The sequence below is a fragment of the Kriegella aquimaris genome (assembly GCF_900103215.1).
In the GTDB taxonomy this organism is placed as follows: Bacteria; Bacteroidota; Bacteroidia; order Flavobacteriales; family Flavobacteriaceae; genus Kriegella; species Kriegella aquimaris.
Genome location: NZ_FNGV01000002.1, coordinates 15,108 through 32,988 on the forward strand (window position 1 = coordinate 15,108; position 17,881 = coordinate 32,988).

Below are 17,881 nucleotides of genomic sequence, written 5' to 3' on the forward strand. Positions count from 1 at the left end.
GTTGCATTCAATTTACTGATACCTTTTGCCGACAAGTCATGATACGCAAGAATAGATCGCTTTATTTTTTCCGTTTGAAACTTTATATTAGGTTATAATATTTAACTCTTTGAGGATGTCTTTTTTGAACTTACTAAACGGGCGTTTATCAAAATCTGGCTCATCATAGAATACTCCAAAAGCAAGCCTATAGACTTCAGATCGAGATACTTTTAAGCCATTAAGAACCTCTTTTTCTAGAATTGAAAGATATTTATCAGAATAGGATTGTTTTATTTTTAAAAGTTCAAAAAGAATATCGGTATGAGCATTGTAAATTTCATCAATTTTTAAGTCGGTTAGCAAATTCTTGACATACCAGTCTTGATGGACTTCCGTTTTTATTTTAAGCCCATTTTTATGGTAAGGATCGTTGGAATATTCATAGGAAAATCTAAAATTATTAATACTCTCATCTAGATAGGGATGAGCGTGTTTATTTAAGCTGAATTCCAAACCATGCTTAACACTTGAATTACATATTGAACAACTAGGGATTAGGTTGTAAAAAGATAGTGCTAGAAAAGGATGTCTTGATTTATCTAAATAGTGGTCAAACTGTGGTCTTGTAATTTTATTACCATTTTTTGAAGCTACTGTTACGGTATAATTCCTATTGCAATAGGTGCAAGTGGTGGCATCAAGATTCTTAGCTAAATCATATCCAGAATACCTTGTTTTTGTTTTGTAAATAAACCAATCATAATTAAATACTTGTTTGACATATTTCAAAAGAAAAGAACTACCACTTACTTCCGAATTAAGTCTCGCACTTAATTCATAAGCTGCGTTAATATCACCAGAAATCAAGACTTCCAAATAATCATTCACAAAAAAATCAAACCAAGATTTGACACAATCATTATCGATTTTATCTATGCGAATAAACAATAAGTCTAACATTTCTTTTAAATGCTGATGTTTGGCACTTTTTATCTTGAAAGATTCCGGGTTTAAAAAAATCATGGCCTGTTATCTTTATTAGATTTGAGGTTCTCCAAAAATTTAATTTGAGTGTCAATAATCTCTAGCTCCAAATCTTCTCTAAAAATTTCATCATACATTTCAGAAAGTTTTCTTTGTACAATTGGTTCGTCAATTATTTTAATTATTTTTTTATGATATAATTTCCTATCAATATCTCTGTCAATATCATTCAGCCATTTAATAGTATCCTGAATTTTTTCTTTGACAAAATCACCTATCAGGCCATCTTCCACAAAAAAAGAATCAGCTAATAAATCTGTAATATTAGCACCAAACGATTTACTGGGTCTGTCTAAATCATCTTGGTGAAAAACCTTAATTGAATCATCATCTAATCGTTTCAAATAACTAATCTTATCATTAGGTAAATCTGACAAGGTTAATGCATCATGAGTAGTAAAAATAATTTGTACTGATGGATTTTGTTCTAAATTAGAGAATAAAGCTGGAAGAGTTTCATTAAGAGTCCAAATGAATTTTTTCTTCCAAACAGCATGATAACCATGTTCTGGTTCATCTAAGAGTAATATATACGAATTCTTTTCTCGAAAGTGATGCTTATCTTTTAAGGTGAAGGTATAGATAGCGCCATACAAATTTAGTATTGCCTGTTCACCTGTAGACATTTTGCGTGAAGGACTGACATTAAAAACGCGAAACTCGAATTGTATATACTGAAAAGTTTCATACACATTTTGATATAATAAAAAGAGTTCTTTTAATATCTCTTGAGTCTTTTCATCATTTACTTTTAGTATAAGTTCTGAGCTCTTTTTGGAATTTTGAAAAATTTGATTGTTTTTCTTAATAAAATCATACAACTTAAAAACTCGATTATATCTAACAATTGTTTGAATCGCATGATTTTTAATTTTATTAAAGTCAAACCCACCTGCAATCTGAGATATTTTATCAGCTCTGACGTTATCAATTAATTCTTCAATACTATCGAATTTAACTCCTAGTTTCTCATCCAAAATTTCAAATAGTGGTCCATCAATGTTATCCAGTCGTTTCTTTAGAAATAACTCCAACTTTTTCTCAAAACTTTCTTGTTTAAGTATATCCTCGAAACCAATTGAAAATCCATTGCCATTTGTCTGTGCGAATGTATCGTCGGTGACCAAAAGGGAAAGAACAAAAACCTCAAAGTTTTTCAGAAACTCTTCATTTTTATGAATCATTTCTTCGGATTCATAGCCATATGAATTCCATAGCATTTTAAGTTGTTCCGATATTGATTTACCAATTGTAGCTTCCTTATAAAAAGGAGAATCTAAAAATTGTGATTTAGATAAATTGTTTATTGACACCGAGATGTCTTGATAAATCGGAAGTTCCGGATATTTTTTACTTAGGTATTCACCTTTATTAAATAAAAAAAATACTTGTCGGATTATAGTGTCATAATAATAGTCAGTGAGACTATCCTTTATTTGGTTAGATTCAGAGATTATGCTGTTGAAGTCTTTTAGCGTATAATCAAGAATATTAGAGTAATAAAGCGGGAATGGGCAATCTTCATAATTTATATCTTTAAAATCAAAATCAGCACCAATTTGGTTATCTGTTGCATTCTGGATAAAAATTTTATTCTCCTTGCCATAAACAGCCAATGTATTAGATTTGGGTTCTTGATTTAGAATCCGCATTAAAGAGGTCTTACCCACACCATTATTACCAACTATTGCACTAATATTGGATACGCCTTTTTTATAAAACCCCCTTATATGCCGAGTATTTTCGTTATTTGTAATTTTTACGAGTCCCTCAACCTTCTCAAATTTGAAAGTGAATTCACCGCCAAAATTTAGATATATTGGTTCTTTGAAAAGAAAATGATTATCTATGTATACCGCTAATAACTCCATTTCTACTTCCTGTATTTTGTTTCCCCCCCCTCACAAGTAGTCGATTGCTTATTCTTTTTTTCATCTTATTAGTTCCGGTGTTATTTCATTCCTCCATTTAATTAAATTCTTACCATTTAAGCTTTCAACTTTAAAATAAATTGAATCAGATTCTTGGAACAAATCACCTTTACACCTATATATGGCTCTAAAGTCCATAGATTCGTGGTCAATAAATATTATTATTTCATCACTAAGTTTAGCGTTCTCAACTTTGATACGATAAGGGGAATTAGCATCTCTAGTACTCGGCCTTATAGTCCTGTTTCTAATTATTACACTCATACTATTTATCTCTCTTTTTACCAACCTAAAATTACTCATTCTGTAAACCAACATTTACAACAAGAAAGCTCATTTTCAAATCATGTTCATTCGCAATTACAAACATATTCCATAATATTATCGTGAAAGCGTTCACCATAGGTTTCACGCTCTCCATAACCGCCATTCTTAAAATTTGACCATTTACTAGAGGGAATATCACAAAAAATATAGGAACGGGATGAATAGCTGTTTTTCACTTTTATTTTAGCAACCACATATATTTTATAGTCATAGTCATAAGCGGCCACTTCTGTCAGCCAATCGGAATCCAAAGTATAATTTCCTACGCTACCTTTTCGATATCCATGGTCTAGTATGAAATCTTGAAAGGCATCGCAACTAATTGAGCTGCCCTCAGAGTCAATACTGCCGCCGGCACAATTTTGAAGAGATTTGACGGCAGCATTCAACTCATCTACCGCTTCATTTAATTTTGATAATGCATCGTTTGCGTAACTTTTGGCATTATTCAAATAATCTGCTAGATAATCAGGGTCTTCTTCGTATGACGCGCTAGAGAGTTCGCTCTCAGCATTCGATAAAGCTCTTTTTGCCTCATAAAAATAGTCTTCTGCATCTGCGGCAAAGTCTTCTACATCATCACAGTCTATATTACTGGCTTCGCTTTCTGCGTCATCAGCTTCATCTTCGGCGTAGCCTGCCTTAGTTCTTGCACTTGACATCTCACTTTCAGCACTACTGGCCTCATATTGAATATCTGAAATAGTCGACTGTTCGAAAGCTTGATCGATATAATAAATGCCTTGTTGGGTTTTCTTAAATGCAGATTGGTATTCTTCAAAAGCATCCTCTATTTCACCCATAACCTTATCTGCTTGAGCCTCTATAGCTAAGGGGTATAGAATTGTCAATAAAAATAAAAAATGCGATTTCATAAAGCTTAATTGAGTAGTTTCATGTCCCATCCCCGTTGAATCACCAAATGAATCCTGGCAAAGGTTTTGGTCAATCATTTTTTTTAAGATTGTTTACTATGAATTTCGCGCGTTCAAATAATTCATCATAGGTAAGTATCTGAATATTCCGACTATCATTTCGGTATAGTTCAAGTGTTTTTTTCTTTATTCTTGATTCCTGATAGTTTTCAGAACTTTCTAACTCCATCCAATTTCCTAATATTATAATAGTCTTAGAGTCGTATGCTTTTTCAGCAATTAAATTTCCGTCGCCGTCTTCCTGCGGTTTGTCAAACTTTATCAGTCCTGCCGCTTTTTGTTCTAAAATTTGAGAACAGGCATTTTGTAAATCTCTAGACAGCGACCATGCTCCTGAACGATTCTTGTCTTTGCCAAAGAGAGGCGTTGTAGGTTTTTTAAGCTCAACGAAGGTTACAAATTTAGAATCGGACAGTAAAAAATCTGTTATGACAGAATTTCCGCTTGATAAGTCTTGATCTGAAACATTTGCCTCCTTCTGTAATATTCTTTGAAATTTGTAGTCCATTCCAAGCCCTAAAATCCATTCGTTACGCTCAAAAAACGCCTGCCAAGTTGATTCTTCTTTTGCATTAGGCATTTGGATAAGTTCCCTATATTCTTTCCAATATTCTGAATTTGCTAACAACTTCTTAAAATAATCTACTCCTCTTTTCCTAAAAGCGACGTTAACAATATCGCGAGATGTTATGATTCCTTCTTTTATAACGGATTCAACTACCTCTTGACCACCATCTTTGGCAAGAAGTGTTTTTATAAGCTTGATGTTTTCAGGTGTAAGTTCGGAATCGGCAATTTTAATGCGTTTTTCAGAAATCGCGGATAAATCAGTTTGAGTCAAAAAGCTCAAAAAAGCTTTAAGTTGAGCTAAGTTAAACTTACTAAAACCAATTTTTTGCTTCTCATCTTTACCAATAAGTTTTATAATCTCAATTCCCTCAATATCATTTTTTTCTTTTATATAAACAGCCTTGAGCATAGTTCTGGTCGACAGTTTAATCTCAAACCCTTCCTCATCTTCATGTACTACTTGAAAAAACCTTCCTTTCTCAAACTCATGACTATACAAGTGATTTGGTTTTGAATTGTTGATAATGTCGTCCTCGGTAGGGACAAGCCCAGTTCTTCTATTTCCTAACATATTATTTATGTTCAACTATTCTTATTTCCTCTTCAGTTAACCCATACAACTCATACACCATTGCATCTAATTGTTGCTCGATAGCATCAATTTGTGTTTGTAAATCTTGGGCTTTTTTCTTGTTTTGTTCAAATAGATCCAACCACTCAAACTCGTCAGTTTTTGTAAGGGTGGTTACTGGAGCTTGTCCTGCTTTCTCTCGTAATTTATTAGTGGCCTTAATCGCTTTATTGAGTTCTTTAATGAAATCTCCAAAATCATGATCATGCCAGTTTTCAATCTTACGCGAAATTTTAGCGAGACTAAATTTAGAAGTCAAATAACTTACAAACTTCTGTATCAAATCTCTTTTTTTAGAGACAGTATCAACTATTGTTTTGACTAGTTGAACAAATGGCATTTGATTTTCTTTCGAGACTTTTTTTATCGGAAACTCTTTTGCATCCTTAATCAATATTTTCTGAAAGCGATCTTTGTACTCTTCCAAAAACTGTTTTTTGTGATAGAAAGACATCAATTTGCTATTGACTAAGCTTAGAATGAACTCTGGTTCATAGTCGTCCTTAGCCAACAAATTGAATGCGTTTTGAGTATTATAAAGCTCTTCCTCAGTCAAGGCTGCCCAGATTCTTTTATCGCTCCAATCGATAATTTGCTTGACAAGAATCCTTTTGTCTGTGAAAAATCTTTTTTCTCTTGAAGCACCTAACCAATCCCCATAGCTTATCCATTCCCTACCACCCCATTCCACATTATACCTTACAATATCATTTCCAGCCAAAAGTTTTTTGAAACTCTCATCCTTTTTAAAGTCAGAATGAAAAACCCGCCCCTTGATTTGGTCTTGAGTATGACCTTTGTACTTATCATAAGGTGTCAATCCTAAGCAGAAATCAACACAATCACTCAGCTTTTCGGTGTCGCTTCGACATTTTTCGAGCAAACCAATAGTCTTGCTATCCACATTAATCCTAAAAATATTTTCAGAATCTTTGTTCCATTCTTGTGAATCTGTAAAGAAGTGTATGTCGGCATTGTAATCTGCAATTTCAGTAATCCTATCAAAACCTTTATATATTATGACTTCTGTTTCAGACTTGTATCTGCCATTTCCAAAAGTTAATATAATAGTGTCCACCTTTACTTCTCCCGCCCCACCACCAAAAGACTCATTTGGAAGCCTTACTATATTTTCTATAGTAGTCTTATCTAACAAAAGTTCTCGTAGCTTTTTATAAGAATCCTGAGTTAGTAAAGAAGATGGAATTATGAATGACAAATAACCTTTTTCTCGAAGTAATGAAGTCGATTTCTCGATGAATGTTGAGTATAAATTTATACGGTTATTTGATGTTTTATACTTACTGAATAGATGTTTTATAAGACTGTTATCTAAGGCTTTAAGATCAACGTAAGGTGGATTCCCAATTACTACATCGAAACCACCATTTGCAAACGCTTTAGGAAAAGCAGTCTCCCAGTGAAAGGCTTTCTCTCCAGCAATAGCTTTACTATCTATCAAGCTATTACCGCACTTGATGTTGCTACTCAAATCATTCAATTTTCGACGGGGTTGTGCGGTACGTAACCAAAGTGAAAGTTTGGCAATCTCGACGGACTCTTCATTGAGGTCTACGCCGTAAATATTGTTTTCCAATATGGTGTTTTCAATATCGGGAAATTGGAGACCGCCACCTAACACTTTTGCTTTAAGCTCATCGATATATTGATGTTCTTTGATGAGAAAATCCAAGGCTTGATTGAGAAATGCCCCAGAACCACAAGCGGGATCACAGATAGTTAATTGTAATAACCAATCGCGGTATTCATCTAGAATATCTACCAATTTTTGAACGGTGGCTTTCTGTCGGTGTTTTCGGCCCCTGAAATATTCTTCTTCCTTAAAACCAAGAGCTGCCTTCTTCTCTTCGCACAGTTTGCCTATGGTATTCTCAACAATGTACTTGGTGATGTATTTGGGGGTATAGAAGACACCGTCCTTTTTACGCTTGCTTTTTTGTTTGTCGAACTGGGCACCTTCGATTTCTGCGTTGACGCTTTCTATCTCGTTAAGGGAATTTTCGAAAATATGTCCCAAAATGTTGACATCTACTTGGCTTTCGAAGTCATACTTGGCCAGTTTTAGAGTATGGCGGTATAGCAGATTATCATCGATTTCTAAACCGTCAAGAATAGAATCCGGTTGAAAAAGGCCACCATTATAGGCATAAATTTCTGCCCTGCTAGACGTTCCTTTTCTTCCGGTATCCAAATAGTTAAAATATTGCTTGAACAAATTGTACAAAGGGCGTTCATCCCCAAAGTCCATATCTGCCTTCCATTTTTCAAGTATTTGAAGGGTAGAGTTGGGCGTGAGAAGGCCTCTATCTTCCGCAAAAAAGACAAACAGAAAGCGATCTATCAGTTTTTGTGACCTCTTAAACAGGGCCAGTTTTACGTTTTTTTCCAGACCTTGCAATTCCTGTTGATAGGCAAGATTGGTAGATATTTCCTTTAATTCCTGCTGTCTTTCTATTCGAATTTTTTTGGCGTTCCGTTTTACCAGGTCGCGAAAAAGTTCCCGTTTGAAAAGCGAATAATCGTTATAAAACTCCTTAGTAATCTGCTCTTCCTTGACCAATGAGTCCTGCTTGATTTTAAACGGTACGCCAGTAAGCAGATTATCTTTATACAAGCACAAATATAAAAGAGCAAATCTGTCCGGTGTTAGTTGGAATAGGTCAAAAGACTCGTGAGCAGTGGCATCATCGATATAAAACCGCAACTTTTCGAAATTGGAGGTAATCACATATCGGCAACCCTTATGATTTACTTTATAATCGAACGCTTGGCGTCGTATACTCTCCAAATCTTTGGTATTAGTACCTTTTAGCTCTACGACGGCAAGCGTTGTAGCATCGTTTAGTATGGCACCATCTGCTTTCCGATTGTTCTTTTCGTTTTTGTACTCTGTGGTTAGATTGTATTTAGGACTAGGATTTATGGTATAATCAAATACATTCACAAACAGTTCGGTAAGAAAAGTAGCTTGAAATTGCTCTTCCTTGCTACTGCGTATATTTTCCTGTATCTCTGCGTTGAGAAAATATTTTGAATATTTCCGATAGGCTTTTTCTACAGCTCTATGGTCTTGTTGAGATAGGTATTTTTTTAGTACCGAAGTTTGGAATAATGGCATTTATTTTTGGTCAGGTTTAGTTCCTAAAAGTAGATTATTTTTATTGTTGAAGGAAAAATCAATCAAAACACTTGGTAAATGGTATTTTCAAATACGTTGTTCAGGGGTATCTTCGATAATCCCTTGTTTGATTTCTTTTAAAATATACTGAACTTCTTGTAAAGATTTTTTCATATTCATGGCAAGAATGACCTCCGTGGTATTTGCTTTGGTTTTTTCCAGAATCGCAGCTTCTAAGGTATTAATTATGGTTTGATACAATTTTTCGTTCAATGCTAAAATCGGTTTCATTTTTCTACCTATGATCCTGGCCGCTGCAGTGGTCATTTCAAAATCATCATTAAAAAGATCTAAATGGCTTTCATAGGCTTCAGTCTCATAGAATTCCCACCCGGAGTTGAGAAGTAATGAGATGTCCTCTAAATCTTTAGTTCTATCTTGTTTATCACTCCAGGATACCAATTTTAGAATTATCAATCCCACTACGGGTGAAGTGGGTAATGAAAAACCAGCTTCCTTGATAAGTACCTCTTCAGCTTGTTCACCTACCTCTTTAAAACCAAGAACAGATAATGACATGTCACGTGTATCAAAATTCACGGTGTGATCTTGCTCAATTTCTCCATAAGGCAGTAGGTCGAGTATGGTATTCGTCTTATCATACAGCAATCGATAGCTTTCATTTGTTTTTCTGAATCCTTTACGACAAATTTCATCAAACAACATAGCGTATTTTTGAAAATCGGGCACCATGACTGCAAAATCAATGTCTGCCGTATTACGTGCGGGTTTAATGCCGACCTTGTAAAGTTGTACATCCCTGGCATTCGCACCTATCAGGTAGTATTTGATATGGTGAGTTGTAAAGACTTCTTCCAAAATCTTATAGACCTCACCGTGGTGGGCAAATGAATAGTCTTTATAAGTTAGGTTTGATATACTCATCAAAGATTATTTGGGCGGTTTCCATGTTTCTTTCGTTTCCACTATATATGAGTTCGGCGTATACTAATAAGGAATTTACAGCAGTTTCGCCATAATTGAAATGTAGTTTGATACTTTCTGGTTTCCAAAATGACTTGTATGCACTAATATTTCCACTATCATCTGGAACCATTTTAAAACGGCGCATTAAATCAGCTTTTTCTCTGGTTGTAAATAGAGAGTATTGTTCAGGGTTTAAATAACTAGTAATTATTTTTGCGCCATATTCCCCCCCCCAGCAACTCTCTAGGCGAGGACCGATATCCTTAATCTTAAAATGCTCAGTAGTACTAAATCTGTAATTGCCTATTTTATGAGCTGGCAAGATTTTTTCATTTACCAAGGCAACCCATTTTTCAAGTAGTTCCTCTCTTCGAATTAGTTGATATTTTTTAGTATTATTCCATTTAACGGCAAAACCTTCTTTTAATAATCCCTTTATGGTTTTGCCAACACTGCCTAATGAGACGCAGCTTATTTCTGCTAGTTGACGGTATGTAGCATTTATCAATTCCGGATTTTGAAGCAATTGAAAAAGAATTTGCCCCCCTGTTGGAGTAAAAATTTCTGAGTATTGGTTGTGCACCGGTCTTGAATTGTTCTTTTCTATATAGAGCTTGAGGTTGTTAAGATTCAAGAATGTATTTCCGAAGCTATCGATATAGTTAATACCCTTGCTTTTTAGCGCTTCTTTTGCTTTCGGTGTTATATATTTGGAAGCTACCAATACAGGTAGATTTTCACTTCTTTTCTTAATGAACTGATACACATTTTGAGGTCTTACTTCATTTTTGAATTCAACGAATACATGCTCATCGTTTATGGCATAAATTTTTTCATCTGTTTCTTTATCATGAGACATATAGTATACCTCTGTTTTAAAATCAAGGGTCTCAAACCATTCAATTAAATAGAGCGTACTCAGCATTTGTTCATTTTTTTACAATGTTCATGTAACATGAACAATCAAATATAATGAAAATTAATACTTAAATGGAAAATAGTATACTAAATAGACAGGAATTGTATCACTTGGTCTGGGACCAACCGATAAGTAAGCTGGCAAAGAAGTTTAAAATAGAGCCAAAAAGACTAAAAGATATTTGTATAGAAAACGAAATACCATTGCCCAATAGGGGCTATTGGTCAAAAGTTAGGTTCAATAAAAAAGTAGATAAAACTCCGCTGCCAAAAATAGAAAATGATCATTATCCGATAAATCTAAAGACTAGAAAATTCAGAACCGATTACCATAAGCGAGCCTTTGAACTTGAACAACGTAAAGATTTAAAATTCAAAGTACCGGGAAGAATCGTAACATATCATCCAATGGTCAGGGCCACAAAGAAACTATTGGAAAATATTGATAATAGTAAGGAAAAACTTAAATTCTGGCAAGTTTCCCAGGAGCATAACTTATTGCCAATCCACACCGATTCCATACTAAGGTCAAGGGCGCTCAGATTTATGGATACCTTAATCCGTCTCGTAGAAGCAATGGGGCATACCATAAGATTTGAATATAGTAGCTGCCATGTGGCAATGTTTGGTCAGAAGGCAGAAATAAACCTCAGACAGAAAGTATATAGAATAAGAGAGAAAGATGAAAGTGGGTGGAGTATGGAATCTTGGGAGCAATCCAATAAACTAGAATTTCAGGTCGGTCCCTCATTCAATCATAAAAGATGGATCGACACAGATAAACGCAAGCTTGAAGAATGCCTGCCGGAAATAATAGCTTGGATAGAAAAGGACTGTAAATATTGGCACGACTTAAGAGCGCAACAGGCCATCGAAGAGAACAAACGATTACTGGATGAACAAAAATTAGCGGCAATCAAGGAAGAACAAGAATTGGAACAAGCCAAAATCGATCAATTGTTTACAGATGCCGAAATTTGGGATAAAGCATTGTTATTAGAACGGTATGTCAATGAAATGGAAAAGCAAGCTATTCTAGAAAATCAGATGAATAAAAATATTGAGGATTATATAGCTTGGGCCAAGAAAGTGATAATCAGGTTGAATCCAATAAAAGACAAAAAGTGGTTAAAGCAGTAATTCTGCAGCTTCATCCAAGACAGAACTATCCAATTCCCTTAAATAGGCCTGCGTAACCGCCAAGTTCTGATGCCCCATAGATTCGCTGATGACATCAGTTGCAACTCCTTTTTGCTTGAGACAATTGGCGAAACTATGCCGAGCCACATAGCTGCTTAAATTTTTATCGATTTCGCAGATTTTAGCAATCTCTTTTAGCTCTTTGTTGTATCGCTGGAGGGTCTTGTGTTTTCTATTTTCAAGTTGGTTGGGCGTCAATTCATCCTTTAATAAAATTGGGAATACGTATTTTGTTCCCAAAGAATACTCTTTGTAAAAATCTAAGATTATCCGAACCGGCGGAAGAATCTTTACTGTAAAATTTCCTTTGGTTTTGGATCGAGTATAGTAAATAGTATCGTCATCTATAGCTTTCCATTCCAGTTTCATCATATCGGCAAAGTTCATGCCTCGGGTATAAAAGCTAAATACAAAGTAGTGTCTACTGTTGGTCAGAAAGGAATATTTTTTCAAATCTAACTTCACAATTTTCTTCACCTGTTCAATACTCAGGGCCTTTTTTAACCCTTTACCTTTCAATTTCGAAACCTTGTACGTTTTAAAGGGATAGTACTGTTCCTTGACAACGTTTCGTTCTATAGCAAAATTATAAAGTGCCCTGATAGCTCTCATACGGACACCAATACCTCCATCACTGCCTCCCCTTGACCTTAAGTACACTTCATATTTGTTCAGAAATGTTGGGGATACTTCTTTGAACGTCAATCGGGTAGAGTTATGAAACTTTCTGATGGAATCGGAAGTATCTTTATTTACTTTTGCATTTCCCGTTCTACCGGCAGATTTCATCTCTTCAATTATTTCATTCCAAAAGATAAAAATGTTATTCTGGACCGGATTATTGTCGACCCGATACCTTCGTTCAAAGTCATATAAGGTGAAATCGTCTCTCTCAATTTTAAGTTCACCAAGAATTTGCAAAGCTTTGTCCTGAAATTTATGCAACAATCGATTGTTCTGAAGATAATTTCGGTTGCGTTTATTGAACTTTCCGGCACCGGAATTCCACTCATTTTCGTGGGCATTAAAAATGGTTTTGAAATATTTCGATTTTCGGTCTTTGGTTACCCTCAAACAGATGGGATATCTTCCATCAGAAAGCTTTTTTTTTCGTAAAATTGTCTTGACGTTTATCATGAGGTCTGCGAAAACGGGTACAACATAGGTACAACAAATTGCCTTTTAAAGGTAAAATAAAAGAAATTTGTTGCAAAATAAAAAATCATAAAATGCTGAAAATCAGACTATAAGAAGGCAAATGGCAATAAATGAAAACGGAAATAATTGGACTCATAATCAGGTGGTCCCTGGTTCGAGCCCAGGTGGGACCACAACAACAAAGACGGGGCTTCCGAGAAATCGGGAGCTTTTCTTTTTTAGGGCGGGTACAACATTTGGTCAGGTACAATTCTTTCCAATTTTATTTATTTCTACCGTGAGCTGGTGAAAAGATAGGGCTGAAAAAAAGGCAGTTGGCTCTCCGCCACTTATGGTGCACATAAATAAAACATGTTTTACAGAACTTTGCCATATTCAAAGCTCGTTAATTACGGTATTGGCTAAAACCTTTAGTTATTCTTTTGAAGTATTTTGCGGAAAATATTCCCAGCTGATACCAACCAGTATATTGTGTTTCCTCCTGTTTTTAATATGATCTTACTCGTGGTGGTTGAATGGATAAGTACTAAATACAACAATAATCGGAATATAGGCCAATGACTTTAGAGAAGACGATGATTGTGACATCTATGCTGTCAACTTATACAACAGGGGTAACACCTTTCTTAATTAACCATTTCCTTTCATTATATTTGAAAGAGCTATTGCTCAAATGACCAATACCAAAGTTTGAGTATGATTCGCAAGCGAATTACATATTTACTATTCTTTTCCTACATTATTATCATCCTTGTGAATTTCTCTTGCCAAAAGTCCAAGGAAGAAATTCATATTTTAACTATTTCGCCCAATGTTTCTAAAATAGCGCTTGAAGCGGATATTATGACCGTCTTTAATGACCGGCCCTACAAATTGGAAACCACCTCCGAGCTTGCGATAATACAAGAGGACTCCATTTCTGAAATGGATGTGTTAATTTTGGACGGTTTGTCCCTCGATCAATTCGATCCACGTCGAATAAACATAATAGAGCGCTATTTGGAGGCTGGCGGTACTATATTGGGAATAGGGTTGAGTACATCGGAAATTAATCGCTACAAAAGCGACCTGCTATATAGTTGTTTTGGCCACGGAAGTTCTGTGAAGCAACCTATCGTCAAAAAGTTTGGTAGGGGAAGTTTTATTTCAGTAGCAAATCCGTCCATGGTTATTGCGGCTATGGATATTGCGTTAGCTAAAATCAAGAAAGTAGACTATACATCCATTAAAACCCCTGTGGCACCGCCTGACCATTGGTTTGAGATAGACACCTTGCATGTGTCCATGGATGAGCCCTTGGAGATGGAAGTTTTATCTAATGGAGATGTTGTTTTTATTGAAAGACGAGGAGCTATAAATATGTTCAATAAGCATACCGGAACTGTTGATAGGATTGCCCAATTACCCGTTATTTCTTCACAATCGAATGGATTGAACGGTATGGCAATCGCTCCGGATTTCAAAACCACCGGCTATATCTATTTCTCCTATTTGTCTCGAGCCGATTCAACCCATCAACGTATTTCACGATTTAAGATCACTGACCGTAAGCTTGAAATGTCTTCGGAGATAATCGTGATGAAAATCCCCTTAGTAAAGGAAAACGGTTGGCACGGTACCAATGCCTTGGGTTTTGATACAAAAGGAAACCTGTACATTTCCATGGGTGATTTTACACTACAATCCGCGGATATAGCGGGCTATGCCCAGATAGACGAGCGACCAGAAAATGTGGCTACCGATGCACAGCGCACGTCGGCCAATACGAATAGTTACTTTGGAAAGATCCTTCGTATACATCCCGAACCCGATGGTACATATTCCATTCCTAAAGGCAATTTGTATCCCGAGTCCTTGGATAGAACCAAACCCGAGATTTTTATAATGGGATGCCGAAATCCATATCGGTTCAGTCTTGATCCGCATACAGATGCTCTATATTTTGGAGATGTTGGCCCAGATGCTTTGACAGAAGGTGAAAAAGGTCCGCAGGGCTATGATGAAGTGAACATTGCCAAGGAAGCAGGTTTTTACGGATGGCCCTATGCCGTGGCCGACAATAAGATGTACAATGATTATGATTATGATACGAAGAAAGTAGGTGAACCATTCGACCCTGAGAGACCTGTAAATAAATCTCCCAACAATACAGGATTAGAAGAATTGCCTCCAATTAAGAAACCAGTTTTGTGGTATCCGAAGGGAAAGGCGAGCACTGTATTCCCCTATACAGGAAGTGGTGGAATCCAAATCATGGTCGGTCCCCGCTATTATACAAGTGATTATCCTGAATCATCCGATAAATTTCCCCGGTATTACGATAAACGGTTGTTTATTTTTGATTGGGTGCGCAATTGGGTGATGAGTATTGACCTAGACGAAAGTGGTACCCAAGTAAAAAATATGGTGCCTTTTTTACCCGAACATTTTTATAATAAAGTCATTGACATGAAATTTGGTACGGACGGTTCGTTGTACCTGCTTGAATATGGTAGTCAAAGCTATAGTGCAAATGAAAATGCCTCTATTAAACGTATTCGTTATGTTGAGGGCAAACAACAACCAAATTCCGGAAATACCAAGCTGCGTGAATCGGTGGCTCTTTGGAAGGAAAGGCTCCCTGTACAACCCAAATTTGAAAAAGGGCGTCAACTTTTATTAGGTGAAACGTGTTTGACCTGCCACCGGCCCGATGAAAAAATAATCGGCCCAAGCTTTGACCAAATTGCTGAACGGTATGCCAAGGACAATAACGCCTTGGACTCACTCGCCAAAAGAATTATTAATGGAGGAACGGGGAACTGGTCGGGCAATATTATCATGCCCGCAAATGCACATTTGAGTGAAGAAGAGGCCAGAGCACTTGCGGGCTATATTTTGAGTTTCAAATAGAAGAAAAAATCAGTCCAAAATCGGAAAACTTCGGGACGGTTTGTTCACAAATCGTTACATGGCCGTAGTACATTCGCCTTCCGGTTCCGTTTGATAGGAAGGTTCATCACTAGCGGTAGAACTCTTGACCGGGGTCAAGGTAACGCGCTCCGTAGATAACAGCTGGACCGCCTACTTCGAGTGCACCCAAATCCGGTGCCTTTCCATTGAAGCCATCATTTACGTTTGGAATAATGACTCCGGCATCAACCGCCCTTCCCTTAGGGTTAAGTTTAAAGTTAAGGTCTACTGCATGATAAACCGGACCTGGCATATCACCCAGCGGTGTGCCTACCGGTGCTTGGACCGGTTTCTGAAGATCCTCAAAAATATCATAATCGACCATTATACCATGCTTTTCAAGACTACTGGCTTTGCTTAAGCTCTTTAATGTCTTAAATTCTACTTCCTCCCCATTGGGTGACAACCATCTATATTGATTTTCAAGACTCTCAGGACCTTGATTTGGCCGATACCCGTTGTAATCAGCTACCGAATAGGTAGTTGTATAGGGAAATTTGGCAATGTATGTCGGCCCGTCAGAACCAAGAAACAAATTGTTCCGGTAGTTCGAATTTGGGTGTGCTCCACCACCGTTGTTTTCCGCAATGAATGTGTTATGATAGGCTGTGAGGCCGGGCACCCCTCCATGGATTTTGAGTGCCCCTCCCTTGTTTATATTATAGAGAACATTCCTGATATAGTAGGCAGGACCACCAAATACGGGTTGGGCACTTATTCCGCTCTGTGCAGTGTTTACACCTCTATTCCGCATGACACGAATATTGTGCACACCTCCGTCCGCCTCGACGAAGTCATCGACCAACAGGTGTAGGTCATTGTTGTAAATATCGTTCGACACTGCTTTTAATTCCTGTTCTTTCTCAGGAGTGCCATAGGTCGATATACCAATGGCATCATGGAAGAATGCAATGGAATTATAGGCGATTACGTGCCCGGATCCGTACACTTTGATGCCATAATAAGAATCCATTAGGTGCGTTCCATAAGGAATTAGGCCCTCCCGATGAGCGGCCCAACCGTACAATCTGTAACGGTCGTCGCGACCAAGGATAACATTGTCTTGGATAAGGAAGTTCTTTGAACCTGCATATTCTGTTCGTATGCCCTCACCGACGTTCTCAAAACGACAATTCCGTACCGTTAAATTACTTGCCCCTGCCAGATGCTTCCTACCAGCTTCGAAAACCCTGTCGACATTCCTAAAAGTAAGCCCTTGAAAAGTATGATGGTCGGTGGCCATGACATTAAATAGATTGAGGGCTCCGGCACCATCAAAGATGACCTCGCCATCCCCTGCCGCCTCGATTACGATTGGGCGTTCGGCAGTGCCTTTCTGCGTGAACCAATATGTTCCATCGAATGGGATATTGTTCCAATCGGGATAGTTTAGAAGGGGAGCCTGATAGAGTCCTCCATGTATTTTAATAATATCCCCGGGCTGGACCGGATCTTCGGCTACGACGTACCAATCCCCCTTGGTGTGGGTTGAACCGCCGTAGGCAGAAACCAGGCCCGGGTAGTTCGGTTCTTCTTTCTCACCGGTATAGTATTGGGAATATACATGTCTTACCCTTCCTTCACGGTAGGCCTTGGGCTCGGCACGTGTGGCAACAATGACTACTTTAACGGCTTCCCCATCGACCCCATCAGGATCTTCCAATGTAAAGCGGGCCTCATACCCGGTACCGATGTTGAGGTCCAGAATACTTCCGGCGAACATATGTGGGGTCGTGTAATCGATTCCCGCTCTTTCGATATGTTCCCCCCCGATTCTTAGGAGCGGCATTCCCTCTTTCCACTCATTGCCCGATTCCGCCTTTCGATACTCGACCTTTACTGTAGCATTACGGTTATCATCACCATCGATATACCACTCGAACCCCAAATTTTCAAGTGTTGGTGGTTCGACAATAAACTTTTCGCCTTGTACCTTGTTCTGGGCTTGTGAAAGCTGTGGGACAAGAAAGAGTATGGTAATGAACCCTCCTGCACTTAGGTTTTGCAACAAACTTCTCTTAAAACGGGTTATTTTACTTAGGTCTTCCTTTTGAAAATAATGTTTTCGCATTTTACTTGAATTTTATATTTAAAAATAAAAATTGAA

At 37.2% G+C, this 17,881-nt stretch carries 11 protein-coding genes; 2 read left to right on the plus strand and 9 right to left on the minus strand.

The genetic code is table 11. The annotated features are described in order from the left end of the window. Positions 1-87: 87 nt before the first annotated feature. The 7 genes from BLS33_RS05270 to BLS33_RS05305 all read right to left on the minus strand — a co-directional run bounded on the left by BLS33_RS05270 (position 88) and on the right by BLS33_RS05305 (position 10,471). Complete coding sequence (locus tag BLS33_RS05270; protein WP_089886287.1) at positions 88-1,005, minus strand: hypothetical protein; 918 nt, start codon at positions 1,003-1,005, stop codon at positions 88-90. Further along, positions 1,002-2,897: an AAA family ATPase gene (locus BLS33_RS05275; RefSeq protein ID WP_089886289.1), complete on the minus strand. Its 1,896-nt coding sequence runs from the start codon at positions 2,895-2,897 to the stop codon at positions 1,002-1,004. The genes BLS33_RS05270 and BLS33_RS05275 overlap by 4 nt, the downstream gene beginning before the upstream one ends. 410 nt (positions 2,898-3,307) lie before the next feature. Further along, positions 3,308-4,159, minus strand: a complete 852-nt coding sequence (locus BLS33_RS05285) for a hypothetical protein (protein ID WP_143017576.1) — start codon at positions 4,157-4,159, stop codon at positions 3,308-3,310. Between the two features lie 70 nt (positions 4,160-4,229). Then, the gene (locus tag BLS33_RS05290; RefSeq protein WP_089886295.1) at positions 4,230-5,360 is read right to left on the minus strand and encodes a Shedu immune nuclease family protein; all 1,131 of its coding nucleotides are present in this window, start codon (positions 5,358-5,360) and stop codon (positions 4,230-4,232) included. A 1-nt stretch (position 5,361) separates the two neighbouring features. Next, positions 5,362-8,559 carry an Eco57I restriction-modification methylase domain-containing protein gene (locus BLS33_RS05295; protein ID WP_089886297.1) on the minus strand — a complete coding sequence of 1,066 codons (3,198 nt, stop codon included), beginning with the start codon at positions 8,557-8,559 and terminating at the stop codon, positions 5,362-5,364. Between the two features lie 87 nt (positions 8,560-8,646). After that, positions 8,647-9,504 (minus strand): hypothetical protein, encoded by an 858-nt coding sequence (locus BLS33_RS05300; RefSeq protein ID WP_089886299.1) that lies wholly within the window; start codon positions 9,502-9,504, stop codon positions 8,647-8,649. Further along, positions 9,479-10,471: a type IV toxin-antitoxin system AbiEi family antitoxin gene (locus BLS33_RS05305; RefSeq protein ID WP_089886302.1), complete on the minus strand. Its 993-nt coding sequence runs from the start codon at positions 10,469-10,471 to the stop codon at positions 9,479-9,481. Before BLS33_RS05305 ends, BLS33_RS05300 begins: the two co-directional genes overlap by 26 nt. 65 nt (positions 10,472-10,536) lie before the next feature. Here BLS33_RS05305 and BLS33_RS05310 point away from each other — a divergent pair, with 65 nt between their 5' ends. Beyond that, positions 10,537-11,604, plus strand: coding sequence for a hypothetical protein (locus BLS33_RS05310; RefSeq protein WP_089886305.1), 1,068 nt, complete (start codon positions 10,537-10,539; stop codon positions 11,602-11,604). Here the strand turns inward: BLS33_RS05310 and BLS33_RS05315 are convergent. Then, entirely contained in the window at positions 11,593-12,801 is a 1,209-nt protein-coding gene (locus BLS33_RS05315; protein WP_089886307.1) for a site-specific integrase, read from the minus strand. The two genes, BLS33_RS05310 and BLS33_RS05315, sit on opposite strands and share 12 nt — an antisense overlap. Before the next feature lie 717 nt (positions 12,802-13,518). On the opposite strand from BLS33_RS05315, the gene BLS33_RS05320 reads away from it, so the two are divergent. Continuing rightward, entirely contained in the window at positions 13,519-15,714 is a 2,196-nt protein-coding gene (locus tag BLS33_RS05320) for a PQQ-dependent sugar dehydrogenase (RefSeq protein WP_089886310.1), read from the plus strand. 109 nt (positions 15,715-15,823) lie between these two features. On the opposite strand, the gene BLS33_RS05325 is transcribed toward BLS33_RS05320, so the two are convergent. Continuing rightward, positions 15,824-17,845 carry a NosD domain-containing protein gene (locus BLS33_RS05325; RefSeq protein ID WP_089886312.1) on the minus strand — a complete coding sequence of 674 codons (2,022 nt, stop codon included), beginning with the start codon at positions 17,843-17,845 and terminating at the stop codon, positions 15,824-15,826. Positions 17,846-17,881: the final 36 nt, after the last annotated feature.

Coding starts and splice junctions, on each gene's coding strand:
- BLS33_RS05290 (WP_089886295.1), bottom strand. CDS start 5,360: ATGTTAGGAAATAGAAGAACTGGGCTTGTCCCTACCGAGGACGACATT.
- BLS33_RS05270 (WP_089886287.1), bottom strand. CDS start 1,005: ATGATTTTTTTAAACCCGGAATCTTTCAAGATAAAAAGTGCCAAACAT.
- BLS33_RS05295 (WP_089886297.1), bottom strand. CDS start 8,559: ATGCCATTATTCCAAACTTCGGTACTAAAAAAATACCTATCTCAACAA.
- BLS33_RS05325 (WP_089886312.1), bottom strand. CDS start 17,845: ATGCGAAAACATTATTTTCAAAAGGAAGACCTAAGTAAAATAACCCGT.
- BLS33_RS05275 (WP_089886289.1), bottom strand. CDS start 2,897: ATGGAGTTATTAGCGGTATACATAGATAATCATTTTCTTTTCAAAGAA.
- BLS33_RS05310 (WP_089886305.1), top strand. CDS start 10,537: ATGGAAAATAGTATACTAAATAGACAGGAATTGTATCACTTGGTCTGG.
- BLS33_RS05285 (WP_143017576.1), bottom strand. CDS start 4,159: ATGAAATCGCATTTTTTATTTTTATTGACAATTCTATACCCCTTAGCT.
- BLS33_RS05305 (WP_089886302.1), bottom strand. CDS start 10,471: ATGCTGAGTACGCTCTATTTAATTGAATGGTTTGAGACCCTTGATTTT.
- BLS33_RS05315 (WP_089886307.1), bottom strand. CDS start 12,801: ATGATAAACGTCAAGACAATTTTACGAAAAAAAAAGCTTTCTGATGGA.
- BLS33_RS05300 (WP_089886299.1), bottom strand. CDS start 9,504: ATGAGTATATCAAACCTAACTTATAAAGACTATTCATTTGCCCACCAC.
- BLS33_RS05320 (WP_089886310.1), top strand. CDS start 13,519: ATGATTCGCAAGCGAATTACATATTTACTATTCTTTTCCTACATTATT.